The organism is Sphingobium algorifonticola (assembly GCF_004005485.1).
Classification (GTDB): Bacteria; Pseudomonadota; Alphaproteobacteria; order Sphingomonadales; family Sphingomonadaceae; genus Sphingobium; species Sphingobium algorifonticola.
The window spans coordinates 591422-608515 of the sequence record NZ_RZUL01000002.1; the positions used below are offsets into that span (position 1 = coordinate 591422).

The 17094-nt window shown below is 65.1% G+C and carries 20 protein-coding genes; 4 read left to right on the forward strand and 16 right to left on the reverse strand.

Going from position 1 to position 17094, the window contains the following annotated elements; translation table 11 throughout:
- Positions 1-3: 3 nt before the first annotated feature.
- Positions 4-246 carry an acyl carrier protein gene (locus ENE74_RS07915; RefSeq protein ID WP_127690318.1) on the reverse strand — a complete coding sequence of 81 codons (243 nt, stop codon included), beginning with the start codon at positions 244-246 and terminating at the stop codon, positions 4-6.
- Between the two features lie 148 nt (positions 247-394).
- On the opposite strand from ENE74_RS07915, the gene ENE74_RS07920 reads away from it, so the two are divergent.
- Entirely contained in the window at positions 395-961 is a 567-nt protein-coding gene (locus ENE74_RS07920; RefSeq protein ID WP_241241887.1) for a Pycsar system effector family protein, read from the forward strand.
- A gap of 144 nt (positions 962-1105) precedes the next feature.
- Here ENE74_RS07920 and ENE74_RS07925 read toward each other — a convergent pair whose 3' ends face one another.
- From ENE74_RS07925 to ENE74_RS07940, 4 genes are all read right to left on the reverse strand, one after another.
- Positions 1106-2026 (reverse strand): NAD-dependent epimerase/dehydratase family protein, encoded by a 921-nt coding sequence (locus tag ENE74_RS07925; protein ID WP_206517664.1) that lies wholly within the window; start codon positions 2024-2026, stop codon positions 1106-1108.
- Entirely contained in the window at positions 2023-3153 is a 1131-nt protein-coding gene (gene proB / locus ENE74_RS07930) for a glutamate 5-kinase (protein WP_127690319.1), read from the reverse strand. Before proB ends, ENE74_RS07925 begins: the two co-directional genes overlap by 4 nt.
- 156 nt (positions 3154-3309) lie before the next feature.
- Complete coding sequence (gene obgE / locus ENE74_RS07935) at positions 3310-4383, reverse strand: GTPase ObgE (RefSeq protein ID WP_127690320.1); 1074 nt, start codon at positions 4381-4383, stop codon at positions 3310-3312.
- Between the two features lie 232 nt (positions 4384-4615).
- Positions 4616-5194, reverse strand: a complete 579-nt coding sequence (locus tag ENE74_RS07940) for a TetR family transcriptional regulator (protein WP_127690321.1) — start codon at positions 5192-5194, stop codon at positions 4616-4618.
- Between the two features lie 44 nt (positions 5195-5238).
- On the opposite strand from ENE74_RS07940, the gene ENE74_RS07945 reads away from it, so the two are divergent.
- Positions 5239-6132: a metal-dependent hydrolase gene (locus ENE74_RS07945; protein ID WP_420902570.1), complete on the forward strand. Its 894-nt coding sequence runs from the start codon at positions 5239-5241 to the stop codon at positions 6130-6132.
- 24 nt (positions 6133-6156) lie between these two features.
- On the opposite strand, the gene ENE74_RS07950 is transcribed toward ENE74_RS07945, so the two are convergent.
- Positions 6157-6543, reverse strand: a complete 387-nt coding sequence (locus ENE74_RS07950) for a hypothetical protein (protein WP_206517665.1) — start codon at positions 6541-6543, stop codon at positions 6157-6159.
- 134 nt (positions 6544-6677) lie between these two features.
- Between ENE74_RS07950 and ENE74_RS07955 the strand changes: the two genes are divergently transcribed.
- Positions 6678-7205: a GNAT family N-acetyltransferase gene (locus ENE74_RS07955; protein WP_127690323.1), complete on the forward strand. Its 528-nt coding sequence runs from the start codon at positions 6678-6680 to the stop codon at positions 7203-7205.
- Positions 7206-7326: 121 nt separating this feature from the next.
- Here the strand turns inward: ENE74_RS07955 and ENE74_RS07960 are convergent, their stop codons facing one another.
- From ENE74_RS07960 to ENE74_RS07975, 4 genes are all read right to left on the reverse strand, one after another.
- Complete coding sequence (locus ENE74_RS07960; RefSeq protein ID WP_127690324.1) at positions 7327-7908, reverse strand: GNAT family N-acetyltransferase; 582 nt, start codon at positions 7906-7908, stop codon at positions 7327-7329.
- A 307-nt stretch (positions 7909-8215) separates the two neighbouring features.
- The gene (rpmA, locus tag ENE74_RS07965; protein ID WP_127690325.1) at positions 8216-8485 is read right to left on the reverse strand and encodes a 50S ribosomal protein L27; all 270 of its coding nucleotides are present in this window, start codon (positions 8483-8485) and stop codon (positions 8216-8218) included.
- A gap of 31 nt (positions 8486-8516) precedes the next feature.
- The gene (gene rplU, locus ENE74_RS07970; protein ID WP_127690326.1) at positions 8517-8885 is read right to left on the reverse strand and encodes a 50S ribosomal protein L21; all 369 of its coding nucleotides are present in this window, start codon (positions 8883-8885) and stop codon (positions 8517-8519) included.
- Between the two features lie 165 nt (positions 8886-9050).
- Positions 9051-9986, reverse strand: a complete 936-nt coding sequence (locus ENE74_RS07975) for an AEC family transporter (protein WP_164847409.1) — start codon at positions 9984-9986, stop codon at positions 9051-9053.
- A 92-nt stretch (positions 9987-10078) separates the two neighbouring features.
- Here ENE74_RS07975 and ENE74_RS07980 point away from each other — a divergent pair, with 92 nt between their 5' ends.
- The gene (locus ENE74_RS07980; RefSeq protein ID WP_127690328.1) at positions 10079-10606 is read left to right on the forward strand and encodes a hypothetical protein; all 528 of its coding nucleotides are present in this window, start codon (positions 10079-10081) and stop codon (positions 10604-10606) included.
- A 144-nt stretch (positions 10607-10750) separates the two neighbouring features.
- Here ENE74_RS07980 and ENE74_RS07985 read toward each other — a convergent pair whose 3' ends face one another.
- The 6 genes from ENE74_RS07985 to ENE74_RS08010 form a co-directional block, all read right to left on the reverse strand.
- Positions 10751-11311: a gamma carbonic anhydrase family protein gene (locus tag ENE74_RS07985; RefSeq protein WP_127690329.1), complete on the reverse strand. Its 561-nt coding sequence runs from the start codon at positions 11309-11311 to the stop codon at positions 10751-10753.
- Complete coding sequence (locus ENE74_RS07990) at positions 11311-11871, reverse strand: GNAT family N-acetyltransferase (protein WP_241241888.1); 561 nt, start codon at positions 11869-11871, stop codon at positions 11311-11313. Before ENE74_RS07990 ends, ENE74_RS07985 begins: the two co-directional genes overlap by 1 nt.
- Entirely contained in the window at positions 11864-12859 is a 996-nt protein-coding gene (gene hemB, locus ENE74_RS07995) for a porphobilinogen synthase (protein ID WP_127690330.1), read from the reverse strand. The genes ENE74_RS07990 and hemB overlap by 8 nt, the downstream gene beginning before the upstream one ends.
- Positions 12860-12936: 77 nt before the next feature.
- Positions 12937-13173, reverse strand: a complete 237-nt coding sequence (locus tag ENE74_RS08000; protein WP_127690331.1) for a hypothetical protein — start codon at positions 13171-13173, stop codon at positions 12937-12939.
- 210 nt (positions 13174-13383) lie between these two features.
- Complete coding sequence (putA, locus tag ENE74_RS08005; RefSeq protein WP_127690332.1) at positions 13384-16494, reverse strand: bifunctional proline dehydrogenase/L-glutamate gamma-semialdehyde dehydrogenase PutA; 3111 nt, start codon at positions 16492-16494, stop codon at positions 13384-13386.
- A 153-nt stretch (positions 16495-16647) separates the two neighbouring features.
- Positions 16648-17064, reverse strand: a complete 417-nt coding sequence (locus ENE74_RS08010) for a glycine zipper 2TM domain-containing protein (protein WP_127690333.1) — start codon at positions 17062-17064, stop codon at positions 16648-16650.
- Positions 17065-17094: the final 30 nt, after the last annotated feature.

Genomic DNA, 17094 nt, shown 5'->3' on the forward strand with positions numbered 1-17094 from the left:
CCTTCAGCCCTTGAGCTTGACGATGGCATCGACAAGCTGGCCGACGGTTTCGATCTCGGCCTGCATGTTCATGGTGATGAGAATGTCGAAATCATCCTCGATCGCGGCGACGAAATCCATGACGGTCAGGCTGTCCCATTCCAGATCCCCGGCAAAGGTCGTGCCTTCGTTCAGCGCCACGCCTTTCTTGTTGAAGGGGGCGATCTGTTCCGCGACCTGCGCGAAGATAGTCTGGCGATCCGTCATTTTTTCTCGTCTTTCCGGCGTTGGATGGCGCGATTTTCTGCGCTGTATCTGCGCTCTTTGGCAAGCGAATACGGCGGCAATCGGGCGTGACCTTGCCGCATTGTGCACAAGATGCAATGGTTCGCGGCAAAAGCAGGGGAAAGTGGCAATGGCACAGGACGGCGGCATGCATCCCGCGCCGGGGACAGCGGCGACGCAGCGGCGGGTGCTGGCCCCCAATGCGATCCATCTTGTCCGCACGACCATGGCCTCCACATTGCAGCTCAGCCAGATGGCCGACCAGAAGGCCAACATGCTGATGGGGGCGGCATTCGTGGTTTTCACCTTGTCGATCGGGCAATTGCGGTCGGGGCAGATGATCCTGCCGATCGCCATCCTTGCGACCGGCGCGTTCCTTGCCGCGACTTGTGCCATCCTCTCCGTCCTGCCCAAGGTCACGCATGTCGAGGGGCCGGTGGGGGAGGATGCCAACATCCTGTTCTTCGGCATATTCACCAGCATGAGTGAGAAGGATTTCGCCGACCGCATCGTCGACACGCTGCACGACGACGAGGCGCTCTATCGCGTCATGCTGCGCGACATCCATCAGAACGGGCAAGTGCTCCAGCGCAAGAAATATCGCTTTCTCGGCTATGCCTACCGGCTGTTCCTGGGGGCGCTGGTGCTGAGTTTCCTCGCATTCCTGGGTGAGATGGCGACGGGGCGGATGGTTTGATCTTCCATACATCCGTTCGCCCTGAGCTTGTCGAAGGGTTCTGCTGAGCCGCAGACGAAGTCCCTTCACTGCGTTCAGGAGAAGGCTTCGACAGGCTCTCCTGAGCTTGTCGAAGGGCCGAACGGGATAGGGAGTCCCGGAGGGCTATAACCACCCCTTCTCGCGATAGGCTTTCGCTGTGGCGGCCAATCCCTCGCCCGTCGCGACTTTCGGCGTCCACAGACGCGCAGGGGGCGCCAACTCGGGCCGCGATACCCAGTCGGGATGACAGAAATAGGCGACACGATCCTGCGTCAGCTTCGCCTTGCGTCCGCGGATCATCCGATCACTGACCGCCGCGACGTTCATCATCCAGCGTGGTGCCGCGAGCGTGCGGACCGTGTCGCGCCCCAAGCCTCTGCCGATGGCTTGTCCGAAATCGACATGGCTCCAGCCGCTTGGTGTCCCGTCATCCACTTCATATATCTGCGCCAGGCTTTCGCTGCGCTCCTGCACCAGCGCCAGCAGCAGGCGCGCCAGATCGCTGACTTCGATGACCGACAGCCGCCCGCCCGGCGGCAGCATCACCAGCCCCTTGTTCGCCATGCGGAACAGATCGAGCATTTCCTTGTCGCCCGGCCCGTAGATGGCGGGCGGGCGCACGATCGTCCAGTCGAGGGCACTGGCCATCACATGCCGTTCGGCCAGTTCCTTCGACCAGCCATAAGCGGACAGTTGCGGTTCGCGCGCGGCCAGCGAGGAGACATGCACGATGCGCCGGACCCCGGTGCGCCGCATCGCATCGACGACATGCATCGTGCCGGTGGCATTGCCCGCCGCGAAACCGGCGCGGTCGGGCGCGTTCACCACGCCCGCGATATGCAGCACCGCGTCGGCATCCGCGATCAGCCGCTCCAGACTGTCGCGATCGTCCAGCGCGCCGGGCGTCCAGGTCACGCCCTTGCGCGGGAATTGCGGCTGGCGGGTGAGGGCGTGGACCTTCATCTTCGCCTTGAGCGCAAGATCAAGGGTTACGGCGCCGACGAAACCCGTCGCGCCGGTCACGGCCAGTCGAAACGCGCTCATGGGTGCAGCAGCACCATATGGTCGCGATGGACCAATGCGGACCGGGGCATGTCGCCCAATATGGCGGAGATATCCTCGCTGCGGTGACCGGCGATGCGGACGGCGTCGGCGCTGTCATATTCGGCAAGGCCGCGCGCCAGCACCCGCCCGTCCTCCGCGACGATGTCCACGACATCGCCGCGCGCGAAGCTGCCGGTAACGGCCTTGACGCCAATGGGCAGCAGGCTGTTGCCCTTGCCCAGCGCCCGTTCCGCGCCTGCGTCGATCTGGATATGCCCGCGCGTCGTCAGCCGCCCGGCGAGCCAGCTCTTGCGCGCCCGTTTGGCGTCGGCGGCGTGGAAAATCGTGCCGCGTCCGCCCTTCGCCCAATGGTCCAGCGGCTTCTCGACATGGCCGGAGATGATCGCCAGATGCGCGCCCGCGCCCGTTGCGATCTTTGCCGCCTCGATCTTGGAGCGCATGCCGCCCGATCCCATGCCGGAGCCGGAGCCGCCGTCCGCCATCGCCATGATCCGCGCGTCGATTCGTTCTACCACTTCCACCAGCATCGCGGTCGCATCGACGTGCGGGTTGGCGGTGTAAAGCCCGTCCACGTCGGACAGCAGCACAACTGCGTCCGCCCGAGCAGCCTGCCCGATCCGCGCGGCCAGCCGGTCATTGTCGCCGAAACGGATTTCGGCGGTCGCCACGCTGTCATTCTCGTTCACCACCGGCACCGCGCCCAGCGACAAGAGCCGCTCCAGCGTGGCCGAGGCGTTGAGATAGCGGCGGCGGTTTTCCAGATCGTCGAGCGTTACGAGCATCTGCGCGGCGGTGATGCCCCGTTCGCCCAGCAGCATCGCCCATGCCTGCGACAGCGCGATCTGCCCCACGGCGGCGGCAGCCTGCGCGTCTTCCAGGCTGCCGCGCCCGCCCTTGGCCAGGCCAAGGCGACGGGCACCGAGCGCGATCGCGCCCGAGGACACGAGAATGACCTGCTGGCCTTCCGCGCGTCGTTCGGCGATTTCCGCCACCAGCGCGCGCAGCCAGGCCTCACGCGGATTGCCCGCCGGATCGACGAGCAGCGCGGAGCCGATCTTGACGACGATGCGGCGGCACCGGGCAGGGGGGAAGCCGGGGGGAGTCAATGAAGCGTCGGCTCTGTTATGCACAACATTTATCCCGTTCGGGCTGAGCCTGTCGAAGCCCTCTGCTGAGCATAAGCGAAGCACCTTCACTGCGTTCAGGGTGGGGCTTCGACAAGCTCAGCCCGAACGGAGTAAGGGGCTGTTCCGTCTGGGGTATCACAGCGGCGACCAAGGTTCCGCCTCCTCCGGCGTATCCTCTTCCGGGTCAACATCCATGCGATAATGGCTGGCGCTGCGCTGTTCCGGCCCCAGTTCGGGGATCACCCGGTCGAGAAGGTCGCTTACCCCCGCGCCGGTGCCGCCCGAAATGATGAACAGATCTTCCGCGCCTGCCTCGCGCAATTGCGCGGCGATGTCCTCCATCAGTTCCGGTCCCAACAGGTCGCCCTTGTTGAGCGCCAGCAGTTGCGGCTTCTCGTCCAGCCCCGCGCCATAGGCGGCCAGCTCGTCCTGCACGATATGCCACGCCTGCACAGGATCGTCCTGCGTCGCATCGACCAGATGCAGCAGCACCCGGCAGCGTTCGATATGCCCCAGAAAGCGGTCGCCGATGCCCGCGCCCTCGGCCGCGCCTTCGATAAGGCCCGGAATGTCGGCCAGCACGAATTCGCGCCCCTTGTGGCTGACGACGCCCAGTTGCGGCTTGGTGGTGGTGAAGGGATAGTCGCCGACTTTCGCCTTCGCGTTGCTCACCTGATTGATGAATGTGGACTTGCCTGCGTTGGGCAGGCCGACAAGGCCGACATCCGCCAGCAGTTTGAGCCGCAGCCAGACCCACATTTCCTCGCCCGGCCAGCCGGTGCCATGCTGGCGCGGGGCGCGGTTGGTGCTGGTCTTGTACGACATGTTGCCGCGCCCGCCATCGCCGCCGCGCAGGAACACGACACGCTCGCCCGGCACGGTGAAGTCGGCCAGGATCGTGCCTTCCTCGTCATCGGCTATCACCTGCGTACCGATGGGCACCTGGATGACGAGATCCTCGCCGCCTGCGCCATAGCGGTTCTTGCCCATCCCCGGCGCGCCGCGCTGCGCCTTGAAATGCTGGGTATAGCGGAAGTCGATCAGCGTGTTGAGACCGGCCACCGCCTCGAACACGATGTCGCCGCCCTTGCCGCCATTGCCGCCATCGGGGCCGCCATATTCGACATATTTTTCGCGCCGGAAGCTGACGGCACCGGGGCCGCCTGCGCCGGAACGCAGATAGATTTTTGCCTGATCAAGAAAATGCATGGGCGGCCCTTAGCGGCATTCGCCCGGAAATTAAACCTTTGGGCCAAATTGCCACATTCGCAGATTATATCCGTTCGCCCGGAGCGAAGTCGAAGCCTGTCCTGAGCGCCTGCCGCAGGCGGGCAGTCGAAGGGGGCTACACTGAACGCAGTGAAGCGTGCTTCGCTCGCGCTCTGCAGAAGGCTTCGACAAGCTCAGCCCGAACGGGGCGGGGTGGTACTGACTTTCTCAGCTATTCCCCGCCCATACCGGCGATCAGCGTCCGTGTCGCCAGATCGCGCGCTAATGTGCGCGGCAGGCCCAGCGCGTTTGCCATCTGCGCGCCCATCATCGAATCGCCCAGTGCGCTCAGCACCAGTGCGAGCGTATGCTCGGCGATTCGGGGCCGATCGGGTTCGCCGGCGGACAGTTCATCGACCAGCCGGTGGATCGCCTCCACCACCGGGTCCAGCGCGTCCTCGTTGCCTGACGCCATCATCCAGGAGGCAAGCGCGCCTGCGCCTTCCTTGTCGAAGGCGTCGAACGTCAGGTCCACGATCGCGCGGGGTTCCGCCTCGCCGCGCCGCGCCTTCTGCACCGCCTCGCCGATGGTCGCGGTGATCGTCTCCGCCAGATAGCCTGCCAGCGCCTTCTGCAATCCCGACGCCGAACCGAAATGATGCAGCAGATTGGCGTGGGTGCGCCCGATTCGCGCGGATACCGCCTTCAGCGTCACGGCCGGCGGCCCGGCTTCCAGCAACAGGGCCCGCGCCGCCTCCAGTGCGGCCGTGCGGCTTTCCAGCGGGCTGAGGCGACGGCGTGCTATTGACATAAGTGTAAGTAAACTCTATTTGCAATGATGTCAGTTAGACAGCAATGAGGCAAATTACCATGGCGCGCGGCATCGCTTCCCCCACACCGAAGGATTTGTCGATCACCCCGCGCGACCGCCGTTTCGGCCGGGCGCAGGCGGAGAGTGACCGGCAGGCACGCTGGTGGATGGGCGGCGATCCGGTCGGCACGGCGTTCTATAATGCGCTGTCAGTCACGTTCCCGCGTGGCGAGGCGTTTTTCGTCGACAGCGTCCGTGCCTTTCGCGATGACGCGCCGGAACCTCTCCAGAAGGAAATCAACGCCTTCATCAAGCAGGAAGTGCTGCACAGCCGCGAACATGTCGCCTTCAACCGGCGCGTGGTCGATGCGGGCTATCATGTCACGGCGCTGGAGGCGGACGTGATCCGATCGCTGGACGAGATCAAGGACCGCCCAAAGATTCTCAATCTCGCCGCGACCATGGCGCTGGAGCATTTCACCGCCATCCTCGCGCATCAGTTGCTTGCCAACCCGCGCCATCTGAACAAAGCGGATGCCGAATCGCGCGTCCTGTGGCGCTGGCACGCTATCGAGGAGATCGAGCACAAGGGCGTCGCCTACGACACTTGGCTCTTCGCCACGCGGGACTGGTCGCGGTTCAAGCGGTGGAAGGTCAAATCGCTGCTGATGCTGCTCGTCACCAAGCGGTTCTTCCATCACCGCACGGTCGGTATTCTGGAACTGTTGCGGCAGGACGGGCTGACCGGCCCGCGCGTCTGGGCGCACATGGCGTGGTTCGCCTTTGGCAATCCGGGCATGGTGCGCAAGATACTGGGCGCATGGATCGGCTATTTCCTGCCCGGCTTCCACCCGTGGAACCACGATGACCGCGCGCTCATCGCCCTGGCGTCGAGCGATTATGCCGATGCGGTGATGCCGGAGGCGGTGGCGGCCTGACAGGCTTGCGACCAGCGGCAGCCCTTATGACTGGCCAATATGCGGCGCTGCGGAAACCGGCGCGGCATAAGCATCGGCGCACTTGCGCGTCATGCTTTCGAGAGCTTCGAACAGCACAGGGTCGATTGTCTTGAAATTGAAGCAGCTCTTGCCCTGCATCCGCTTCTGCAAATCCGGGCCGATGCCGCTCGCCAGTGCCGGAACCACATAAAGCGGCATGAGGTGATAAGAGACGTAGCTTTTCTTGCGCTGCACCGCGCCGAACCAGGCCAGATCCTTTTTACCCGGCTCCGTCCATGATGCCTTCAGCACAAGATTGCCCGGTTCATCGGTTGAAACGGTCATTCCGCTAGCCGATTCCAGCATTATGTCGCGCAATGCCGCAAATACCGTTTCAAGACCCTCGGCCATCGCAATGCCCTTCCTGTTTGTAGGGGCAGGAATATAGTCTCTTGGGTCTGCTATCCACATAATCCTGCGCGTTCGGCCGATCAGGCGCAGGCGGGGCGTTGACCTGATGGCGTCGCGAACGGCATCAGCATGCGATGACCAGCGCCCCCATCCTCCATACCGATCGCCTCATTCTGCGCGCCCATCGCCTGTCCGATTTCGACGCCTGCCTCGCTCTGTGGAGCGATCCCGGTACGGTGCGCTTTATCGGCGGGCAGGTGCAGGGGGAGCAGGCGGTGTGGTTCCGGCTGTTGCGCTATGCCGGGCAGTGGGCGTTGCTGGGACATGGCTTCTGGGTGTTCGAGGATCGCGCGACCGGCGCTTTTCTGGGTGAAGGCGGGCTGATCGAGGCGCGGCGCGGCATTGCGGCGCTGGAAGGCGCGCCGGAGGTCGGCTGGGCGCTGGCGCAGGCGGCGCAGGGCAGGGGCATAGCCACCGAAGCGGTGGAGGCGATCGTGCGCTGGGCGGACGCGCATGTCGATGCGCCCTGCACCCGTTGCATCATCGAACCGGAGAATGAAGCCTCGATCCGCGTTGCCGAGAAATGCGGCTTCGTCCGTGGCGACCGGCTCGATGATGACGGGACGGCGCTGATCCTGTTCGAGCGGGCCCGCGGTTCATGACTTCATAGCGATGCCGATACATCCCACATTCCCCGGCGAAGGCCGGGGCCAGAGCCGTACAGGACTATCCTTCAGCGCCCTGGACCCCGGCTTTCGCCGGGGAACAGCTGAAGGAACATCATCATGCCGCCAGGGGCGGTGCCTCATCGTCGTACAGTTCCAGCGCCACGTCCTTGCGTGACATGTCGGCATCCTCGTCCATTTCGAACAGTACGCACGGCACGGTCTCGCCGCGCGCCACGCTGTAGCGCGGCACGATCCGGCCGGTCTCGCGAAAGCCCAGCTTGCGCAGAACGTGGCCCGATGCGCGGTTGTCGGCGAAGTGGCCGGACGCGATTTTCGACAGCCCGGTGGCGCGGGCAATCTGCATCACGGCCCGCCCCGCCTCCGTCGCGAAGCCAAGGCCCCAATAAGGGCGCGCGATCCAGTAGCCCAATTCCAGCGTACCGGCTTCCGCCCCCCCATGGATACCGCATACGCCGATGAGCCGCGGCGCACCCTTGGTACGCGCGAAGATCAGGAAATTGGGCAGGTGTGCGTCTTGCGTCCGCGACAGAAACGCCTCTGCGTCGGCAAGACGATAGGGCGCGGGCGGATGTTCCAGATTGCGCAGCACCGCCGGGTCGTTGATGGCCTGCGCCAGGGCGGGCGCATCCTCCATCCAGCCGGGCCGCAGCAGCAAGCGATCGGTACGCGCAAACATGGGGTAATCCTCTCTCGTCTTCTATGTCACCGGCCCCAACGCCTTTGCCGCTAGAGGCATTGCGTTACGGCTTGGCGACAGCCTCTTCTCGGAAAGGCCTGCCCGTGTGACGCATGGGACGAGCCGTTGTTCCGCGAAAATCTGCGAGGGAAAAGAAAAGGATAGGCCCTGAAACATGCCAGACATGAAAATGGGGCGCTACCCTTTCGGGGCGCCCCGTTTTCCCTCAACCCGATGGTCTTTCGCGCTTGCGAAAAACCCTCTTCGGGGCGCCCAAGCGGACGACCCCGTGTCAGGAGGTTGTCTGTTATTCTGCGGCTTCCGCCATCATGTCGACCGACACATATTTGCGGCCGAGCTTGCCATCGTGGAATACCACGCGGCCTTCGGTCAGCGCGAACAGCGTGTGGTCCTTGCCGATGCCAACGTTGCGGCCCGGATAGACGCGGGTGCCGCGCTGGCGAATGATGATGTTGCCGCCGATGACTTCCTGGCCACCGAACTTCTTCACGCCAAGGCGACGGCCAGCGGAGTCGCGACCGTTGCGCGAAGAACCGCCTGCTTTCTTATGTGCCATTGTCTAAACTCCTCGAATTGCGTTCAGGCGCTCAGGCTTCTGCAGCCGCTGCGTCTTCGGTCTTGGCGGCGGCTTTCTTGGGCGCGGCCTTCTTCTTCTCTTCGCCGCCGATCGCGACGATGCGCAGGATCGTGTGGCGCTGGCGATGGCCGTTCTTGCGGCGATAATTGTGGCGGCGGCGCTTCTTGAAGACGATGACCTTCTCGCCCTTCGCCTGCGCGATGATTTCCGCAGAGACGGTCAGTCCCTTGGTGTCCTTCAAGTCGCTGCCTTCACCGGCGAGCAGGACGTCATCCAGGGTGATCGTGTCACCGGCTTCGCCAGCGATCTTTTCGATCACGATCTTGTCTCCAGCGGCAACGCGATACTGCTTGCCGCCCGTGCGCACGACTGCGAACATGGCTTTTCTCTTCTAATCCAAACTGCGTGACGCGGAAACAAGAGGCATGGCCCCGACAGACCCCGCGCGGGAAAGTGGCCCGTTATTGGATTGAGTCTGTTCTGTCAACCGGCTTGGCCCGCCAGGCTCCCCTTTTTGGCGAGCAGAAAGGACCGCTATCGGGCGCTATCGCAACAGGAACAGGACGGCCGCGATGGTCCCGACTGAAAGCAAAGTCGTCAGCATGATCGTGCCCGATGTGACCCTGCCGTCGCGGGCGTAGAACTCCGCGATCATGAACGGCCCGGTGCCGGTCGGCAGCGCCGCGATGGCAATGGCCGTCACCGCAATGTCGTTGGGCAGCGCCAATAGCCGCCAGGCCAGAAACGCGGTGATCGCCGGGTGAACGATCAGCTTGATGCACGACAGCAGCCAGACCGCCGGGCTGACCACCGCTGCGACGAGCGGGCGCTGGCTGAGGAACAGGCCGACCGCGACCAGCGCAACCGGGCTCGCGGTGCCGCCCAGCAATTCCAGAAACTGCTTGACCGGTGCGGCGAGCGGCCACCCCGTCAGCCACCAGAGCAATCCTGCCAGCGGCGAGACGATGACCGGATTGCGCGCCATGCCGGTCAGGATGCGCCATGCGGCACGTGCCATGCCGTTGCCCTGCGCCCGGTCCGCCTCGATCAGCATGACGCCCGCGGCGAACAGAGCGGTCAGCGTCACCGTGCCCGCCACCACCACATGCGGCCTTGCCGCCGGGCCGAGTGCCAGCGTCAGCATCGGCAGGCCAATGAAGACGGCATTGCTGTAGCTGGCGTTCATGCCGTCTATCGCGACGTCGCCAAGGCGCAACCCGCGCATTTTGCCGACGACCAGCCCGAGTGCGAACACGGCGAAACTGCCCCCCAGCGATGCGATGGCGAAGCCGGGATGCCACATCTGATTCCAGTCCGTCGTGCCGACGACGTCGAACAGCAGGCAGGGCAGCGCGATCCATATGACGAACCGATTGAGCAGGCTTGCGGCGTCACTGCCGATGATCCCTACCTTGCTCGCGCCAAAGCCCGACAGAACGATCAGAAACACCGGCAAAATGGCAAGAAGGCTGGACAGCATGCCCCTGCCGATAAGGCGTTTCACCCGCGCTGCCAATGGCGGCAGGCTGGCCGCCATTGCATCGACGGCGGGCGCGCCCTAGATGCAGCGCGATGATCTTGCGTCCGCTCCTTTCCTCGCTCGCGCTTCTGCTATCGGGCTGTGCAGCGGGCGTGGCCGATACCAATCCCTATCCCTCGCTGGCGCGCCGCCCGGTCGAAACGCGCGACTATGCAACGCCGGAGCCTTCGCCAACGCTTGTCCCATCACCGGCGGATGTGGCGGCCGATGCCGATGCGGCACGGTTCGCGCAGCAGGCCGACGCCGGAGCGATGATGTTCGACAAGGCCTATGGCGAGGCGGAGCGGCTTACGCGGACCGCCAGCGGTGCTGCCGTGTCGAGCGAGCCGTGGGTCGCGGCACAGGCGGCGATCAGCGGTCTGGAAGCGGCACGGAACGACAGCGTGTCGGCGCTCGCCGCGCTCGACACGCTGTATACCGCGCGGGCCAGCGCTATTGCCGACGGGACGCAGAGCGGTGACCTCACCCCGCTGGAGACCGCCCGCACCCGCGCGCTCGCGGCTGTCGATTCGCAGAACGACCGTATCGATGCGCTGAAGGCCATGCTCGCCCAGCCTTGAGCCCTTACTGTTCCCCTGCGAAAGCAGGGGTCCAGTAATCGAGGTGCTATCGCTTGTGGCCCTGGCCCCCTGCTTTCGCAGGGGAACAGAAAGAAACGTCCTTTGACAAGCTCAGGATGCGCGGCTTATTTTCGTCCCGTATTTCTACAGGTCCCTGACGGCACCTTTGTGCGCGCGGGCGTTGTGGACATAGTGCTCGACACCCTCACGCATTCCCACCACCGCAGCGTCGGTCAGGTCGCGCATATATTTGGCGGGGCGTCCGCTCCATAGCTGGCGGTGCGGGACGCATTTCCCCGGCGTCAGCATCGCGCCGGCGGCCAGCATAGCGTCGCCCTCGATCACGCAGCCGTCCATCACGATCGCGCCCAGCCCCACGAAGGCGCGGTCCAGCAGGGTGCAGCCGTGCAGCATCGCCATATGGCCCACCAGCACATCCGCGCCGATGATCGTCGGATAGCCGCCAGCCCCATCCTTGTCCGAATCGCAATGGATGACGGTGCCGTCCTGGATGTTGGTCCGCGCGCCGATCACGATGCGGTTCACGTCGCCGCGCACCACGCAATTGTACCAGATACTGGCATCCGGCCCGATTTCGACATCGCCGATGATGCGGCATCCCGGCGCGATGAAGGCACTGGGGTGAATGCGCGGGGCAATACCGGCCAGCGGCACGATGCTGGCGCCCGGATAATCTTCGTGCATCAGGCTTCCGGCACGGCCGACGGCCGGTTCAGGCTGTAGGTCACATGCGCGCGAAGCGGATCGCCGGGCGGCATGGCGGGATGCTGGAAATCCAGCTTGCGGTGGCGCACCATGCCCAGCCGCAGCATCAGCGCCTGGCTGCGCTGGTTGGCGGGCGCGGTGATCGCCCAGATCGAATCGACTTTCAGATTGGCCCACACCCAGTCGATGACCGCCTGCGCCGCCTCGCTTGCATAGCCCGCGCCCCACCAGGCGCGCGCCATCCGCCAGCCGATTTCGAGCTGCCCGTCGATCGACGTGCCGATCGCGCCGGGCTTCACGCCGCAAAAGCCCATCAGCGCGCCCGTCTCCTTATGCTCCATCGCCCAGAAGCAATAGCCAAGCTGCGCCTGCATCGCCTGCATCCGGCTGACCACCAGTTCGGTTTCCGCCAGCGTCATCGGTTCGCCCAGATACTCCATCACCTGCGGGTCGCTGCATATCTCCTGAAAAGGGGCGGCATCGGCCTGCCGCCATCCGCGCAGCAGCAGCCGTGGCGTTTCTATCACGACGTCAGCCATGGAGCAGCCGTGCGGCAAGCGGGGCGTGATAGGTCAGGACGCCGGTGCAGCCGGCCCGCTTGAAGCTCATCAGCGTTTCGAGGACCAGCGCATGGCGGTCGCCTGCGCCTGCCGCCGCTGCCGCCTCGATCATCGCATATTCGCCCGACACCTGATAGGCAAAGACCGGCACGGCAAAGGCGTCCTTCACCCGTGCCACGATGTCGAGATAGGGCAGGCCGGGCTTGACCATCACGCTGTCGGCCCCTTCCTCCAGGTCCAGCGCGACTTCGCGCAACGCTTCCTCGCCATTGGCCGGATCCATCTGATAGCTTTTCTTGTCGCCTTTCAGCAGCCCGCCGGAGCCCACGGCGTCGCGGAAGGGACCGTAAAAGGCGCTCGCATATTTGGCGGCATAGGCCATGATCTGCACATTGGGATGGCCCGTTTCCTCTAGCGCCTCGCGGATTGCCCCGACGCGCCCGTCCATCATGTCGCTGGGCGCGATGATGTCCGCGCCCGCCGCCGCCTGGTTCAGCGCCTGGCCGATCAGCACGTCGATCGTAGCGTCGTTCAGCACATAGCCGTGCCCGTCGAGCAGCCCGTCCTGTCCGTGCGCGGTATAGGGGTCGAGCGCCACGTCGGTCAGCACGCCCACTTCAGGGACGGCATCCTTGATCGCACGAATCGCCCGGCACATCAGATTGTCGGGATTGAGCGCCTCCGCCCCGTCGTCGCTGCGCCGGTCAGGCTGCGTATTGGGGAATAGGGCGATGCAGGGAATGCCGAGATCGCGGGCGAGCTTCGCCTGCGTGACGATCCCGTCGACCGACCAGCGCGAGACGCCCGGCAGGCTGCCGACCGGTTCCTCCACGCCGCTGCCGTCGGTCACGAACAGCGGCCAGATGAGGTCGGCCGGGCTGATGCGATGTTCGGCATGCAAGGCGCGCGACCACGCTGCGGCGCGGGTACGGCGCAGGCGAAGCGCGGGATAGGGGGCATAGGACATGGGGGGACGTTTAGGCGGCAATGCCGCGCGCCGCAACGCCTCTCACATCCTTCCGGGCCGCTTTCGTGCCGAACGCTTCAGTGAAGCCCGCGCTCCAGCAGCCGCGCCAGCGTTTCCAGGTCCCGCGCCCCGATTTCGGTGCCGAAATGCCGTCCGTCGATCAAAACCGGCTGCTCGAACCGGGCATAGGCGGCAAAGCGTTCCTCCGGCGACATGCCCGCGAACAGCGCCACGCAACCGCGAAAGGTGCAACGAAAACCCGGCTCGCGATTGCCCGGAAAAAACCTGACCGTCGTATCCCACGCAATACTCATGTCCCGCCCCCGGATTGCCCTACGGCATTGGGCCATAATTGGCCGGGCGATGCAAGGGGGGTGGTGCTTCAATCCTCCGCTGCAAGGGGAGGGGGACCGCCCGCGTAGCGGGTGGTGGAGGGGTATCACCCTATCGATAGCGGGACCCCCCTCCGTCAGGCTTCGCCTGCCACCTCCCCTTTCAGGGGAGGGTCATGATAAGGGCAAGACTCACCCCTCATCCTCAAGGCTCAGCAGGCTGGCATTGCCGCCCGCCGATGTGGTGTCGGTCGATGTCACCCGCTCGGCACAGAAGCGGTGGAGATAATGCGGCCCACCTGCCTTGGGGCCGGTGCCTGAGAGGCCTTCGCCGCCGAACGGCTGCGATCCGACGACCGCGCCGATCATCGACCGGTTGACATACAGGTTGCCGACCGCCGCCAGCCCCTCCACGGTGGCTGCGGTCCGCGCGATGCGGCTGTGCAGGCCCATGGTGAGACCGAAGCCTTTCGCGTTGATCGCCGCGATCACCGTGTCGAGCGTCCCGGCGCGCCAGGTGGCGACATGCACGATCGGACCGAAGATTTCGCGGTCGAGCTGGGCGGGATCGTCCAGCCGTATCAATGTCGGCGGCACGAACAGCCCTTTTTTCGGCACGGCGACCGAATGGACGATCTGCGCCTGATGCGCCTTGCGATGGGCCATCAGCCGGTCATAGGCCGCCTTGTCGATCACCGGGCCGATGTCTGTGCGGCTGTCGGTCGGGTCGCCGATCACCAGCGCATCCATCGCGCCTTTCAGCATGTGTAGCGTGCGATCCAGCACCTCCTCCTGCACCAGCAGCAGGCGCAGCGCGGAACAGCGTTGCCCGGCCGATTGGAAGCCGGAAATCACGATGTCGCGGACCACCTGCTCGGGCAGCGCAGTTGAATCGACGATCATGCAGTTGATGCCGCCGGTTTCCGCAATCAATGGTACTATGGGGCGCTGTTCCGGCCCTTCGAGCAGGGCGCGGGCAATCGCCTTGGCCGCCGCGACCGATCCGGTGAAGGCGACGCCTGCGATGCGTGGATCGGCGGTAAGCGCCTTGCCCATATCCGCACCGCCGGTTGCCAATATCAGCGCATCCTGCGGCACGCCTGCCTCATGCGCCAGCGCGACCGCAGCGGCGGCTATGCGCGGTGTCTGCGGCGCGGGCTTGGCGACGACGGCATTGCCCGCGACCAGCGCGGCGGCGACCTGGCCGATGAAGATCGCGAGCGGGAAGTTCCACGGCGCGATACACAGCCACACGCCGCGCCCTTCCATGCGCAGCACGTTGCGCTCGCCCGTCGGCCCCGGCAGCGTGACGGGAGCCAGCCCGGTGCGCGCCTGCGCGGCATAATAGCGGCAGAAGTCGACGGCCTCGCGCACTTCGGCAAGGGCATCGGGGATCGTCTTGAACGCTTCCTGACAGGCGATTGCCATCAGGTCGGCACGACGCGCCTCCATCAGATCGGCCAGGCGGTCGAGGCAGGCGGCGCGCGCGTCGAGCGGGGTGGCCGCCCATGCGGGGAAGGCGGCGTGAGCGCGGTTGAGGGCGGATTGGGCGATGTTTCCAATGTCTAAATCCGTTCGGGCTGAGCTTGTCGAAGCCTCTCCCTGAACGGGGTGAAGGGACTTCGCCTGCGGCTCAGTCTGACCCTTCGACAGGCTCAGGGCGAACGGATGTGAAATATCCCCCCGAACCTCCCCCATCACCTCTGCCAGCACATCCCGGTCGTCCAGGTCCACGCCCGCGCTGTTCGCCCGTTCCGGCATGAACAGGTCGCGGGGCAGGGGTATGGCGGGATGCGGCGCGCCACCCGCGCGCGCGACCTTCTCCACCGGATCGGCGAGCAGTTCCTCTTCCGACGTATCGGCATCGGCCAACTGATGCACGAAGCTGGAGTTTGCGCCATTTTCCAGCAGGCGGCGGACCAGATAGGCCAGCAGATCCTGATGCCCGCCCACCGGCGCGTAGATGCGGCAGTGATAGCCGTCCTTGCGCACCAGCCGTTCGTACAGCCCTTCGCCCATGCCGTGCAGCCGCTGGAACTCGAAATCCCGACGGCTGCCGGCCCATTGCAGGATGGTCGCGACGGTCAGCGCATTGTGGCTGGCAAAGGCGGGATAGAGGTGGCTGGCCTCCAGCATGTCGCGCGCGCAGGCCAGATAGGACGTATCCGTCGCCGCCTTGCGCGTGAACAGCGGATAACCCGACAAACCCCGTTCTTGCGTATATTTGATCTCGCTGTCCCAATAGGCGCCTTTGACGAGGCGCACCGCAAGCCGCGTGCCGCGATCGCGCGCCACTGCATTGGCCCAGCCGACGACGGCGCGGGCGCGCTTGCTGTACGCCTGCACCGCCATGCCGAACCCGTCCCAGCCGCGCAGATCGGGATGCCGCGCCACGGCCTCTATGATGTCGAGCGACATGACCAGCCGCTGCGATTCCTCCGCGTCCACCGTCAGCGCCACATTGCTGGCGGCCGCCTGCTGCGCCAGCGTCAGCAGCATTTCGGTGAGGTCGGGTACGCAGCGCCAGGACTGGCTCGCCTCATAGCGCGGATGCAGCGCCGAAAGCTTGATCGAGACGCTGTGGCCTTTCTCCCCCTGCGCCGCGACCTGCCGGATCGCAGCGCCATAGCTATCGAAATAGCGGGCGGCGTCCTCATACGTGCGCGCGCCTTCGCCCAGCATGTCGAAACTGGCGGTGAAACCGCGATGCTGGCGCTTGTCCATCCGCCGGATCGCTTCCTCGATCGTGCGGCCCATCACGAACACTTCGCCCATCAGGCGCATGGCTGCGCCCACCGCCGTCCGCACGAACGGTTCACCTGCCCGCCCGATCAGCTTGCGCAGGACACCTGCGGTGCTGTCCTCCTTCACCATCGCGCGGCCGAGCACCAGACCCCATGTGGCACTGTTGACGAGGCCGCTGTGCGATTTGCCGCTGTGCGCCCGCCAGTCCCCTTCACCGATCTTGTCGGCGATCAACTGGTCGGCGGTGTCCTGATCGGGCACGCGCAGAAAGGCTTCCGCGAGGCTCAGCAACGCGACGCCTTCGGCGGTGTTCATCCGATATTCCTGAAGGAACTGGTTGACCCAGCCGTCGCTTTGCGCCGCGCGCAGATCGGTCAGCAAGGCGCGCGCCTGTGCGATGGCGGCATCGCGCTCTGCCCGGTTCTGCCGCGCCCGGTCCACCAGCGGGCGCAGCACATCAGGTTCGGCGCCACGATGATCGTGCGGAAGGCGTCGGCGAAATGCGTCGGCGGGGGCATCGGGGGATGGGAAAGGCGCGGGCAGGGGGCCGGTGGTCATCGTGCGAAAGCTCCAGAACGCGGTCGTCAGACGCTGATGGAATGTTACCGCGTATCGAAACTTTATTACACGCATAGCAAAAAGGCCAGCCCCTCGCGAGGCTGGCCTTCCGGTTGTTTGCGACGATATTGGTCGTCGGGTTACGTGTCGGGCTTAGCAGCGACGACCGTTGTTCTTGTCGATCGCACGACCGGCCAGAGCGCCGACGCCCGCGCCGAGGATCGCGCCTGTGGTGCGGTCACCACGTCCGGCAACTTCGTTGCCCAGAAGGCCGCCGGCAATCGCGCCGATGATCGTACCGCCGGTGCCGTTGTCACGGCAGCGAAAGGCGTTGCGGTTGTTGCCGCGATAATAGCCGTTGTTCCGGTACGCGCCGTTATTGCGATAATAGCGGTCGCCGCGATAGCCGCGGTCGCCCCGGAAATTGTCGCCGCGATAATAATCGCCCCGATCATAACCCCGGTCGTAGCCGCGATAGCTTTGCGCGCTGGCGGGGGCCGAAACGGCCACGAAAGATGCAACGCCCATTGCAAGCGCAGCACCCATGTTGAGGAAAGCAGACTTCTTCATGGCGTTACTCCTTGTTCAAACTCTCATCGG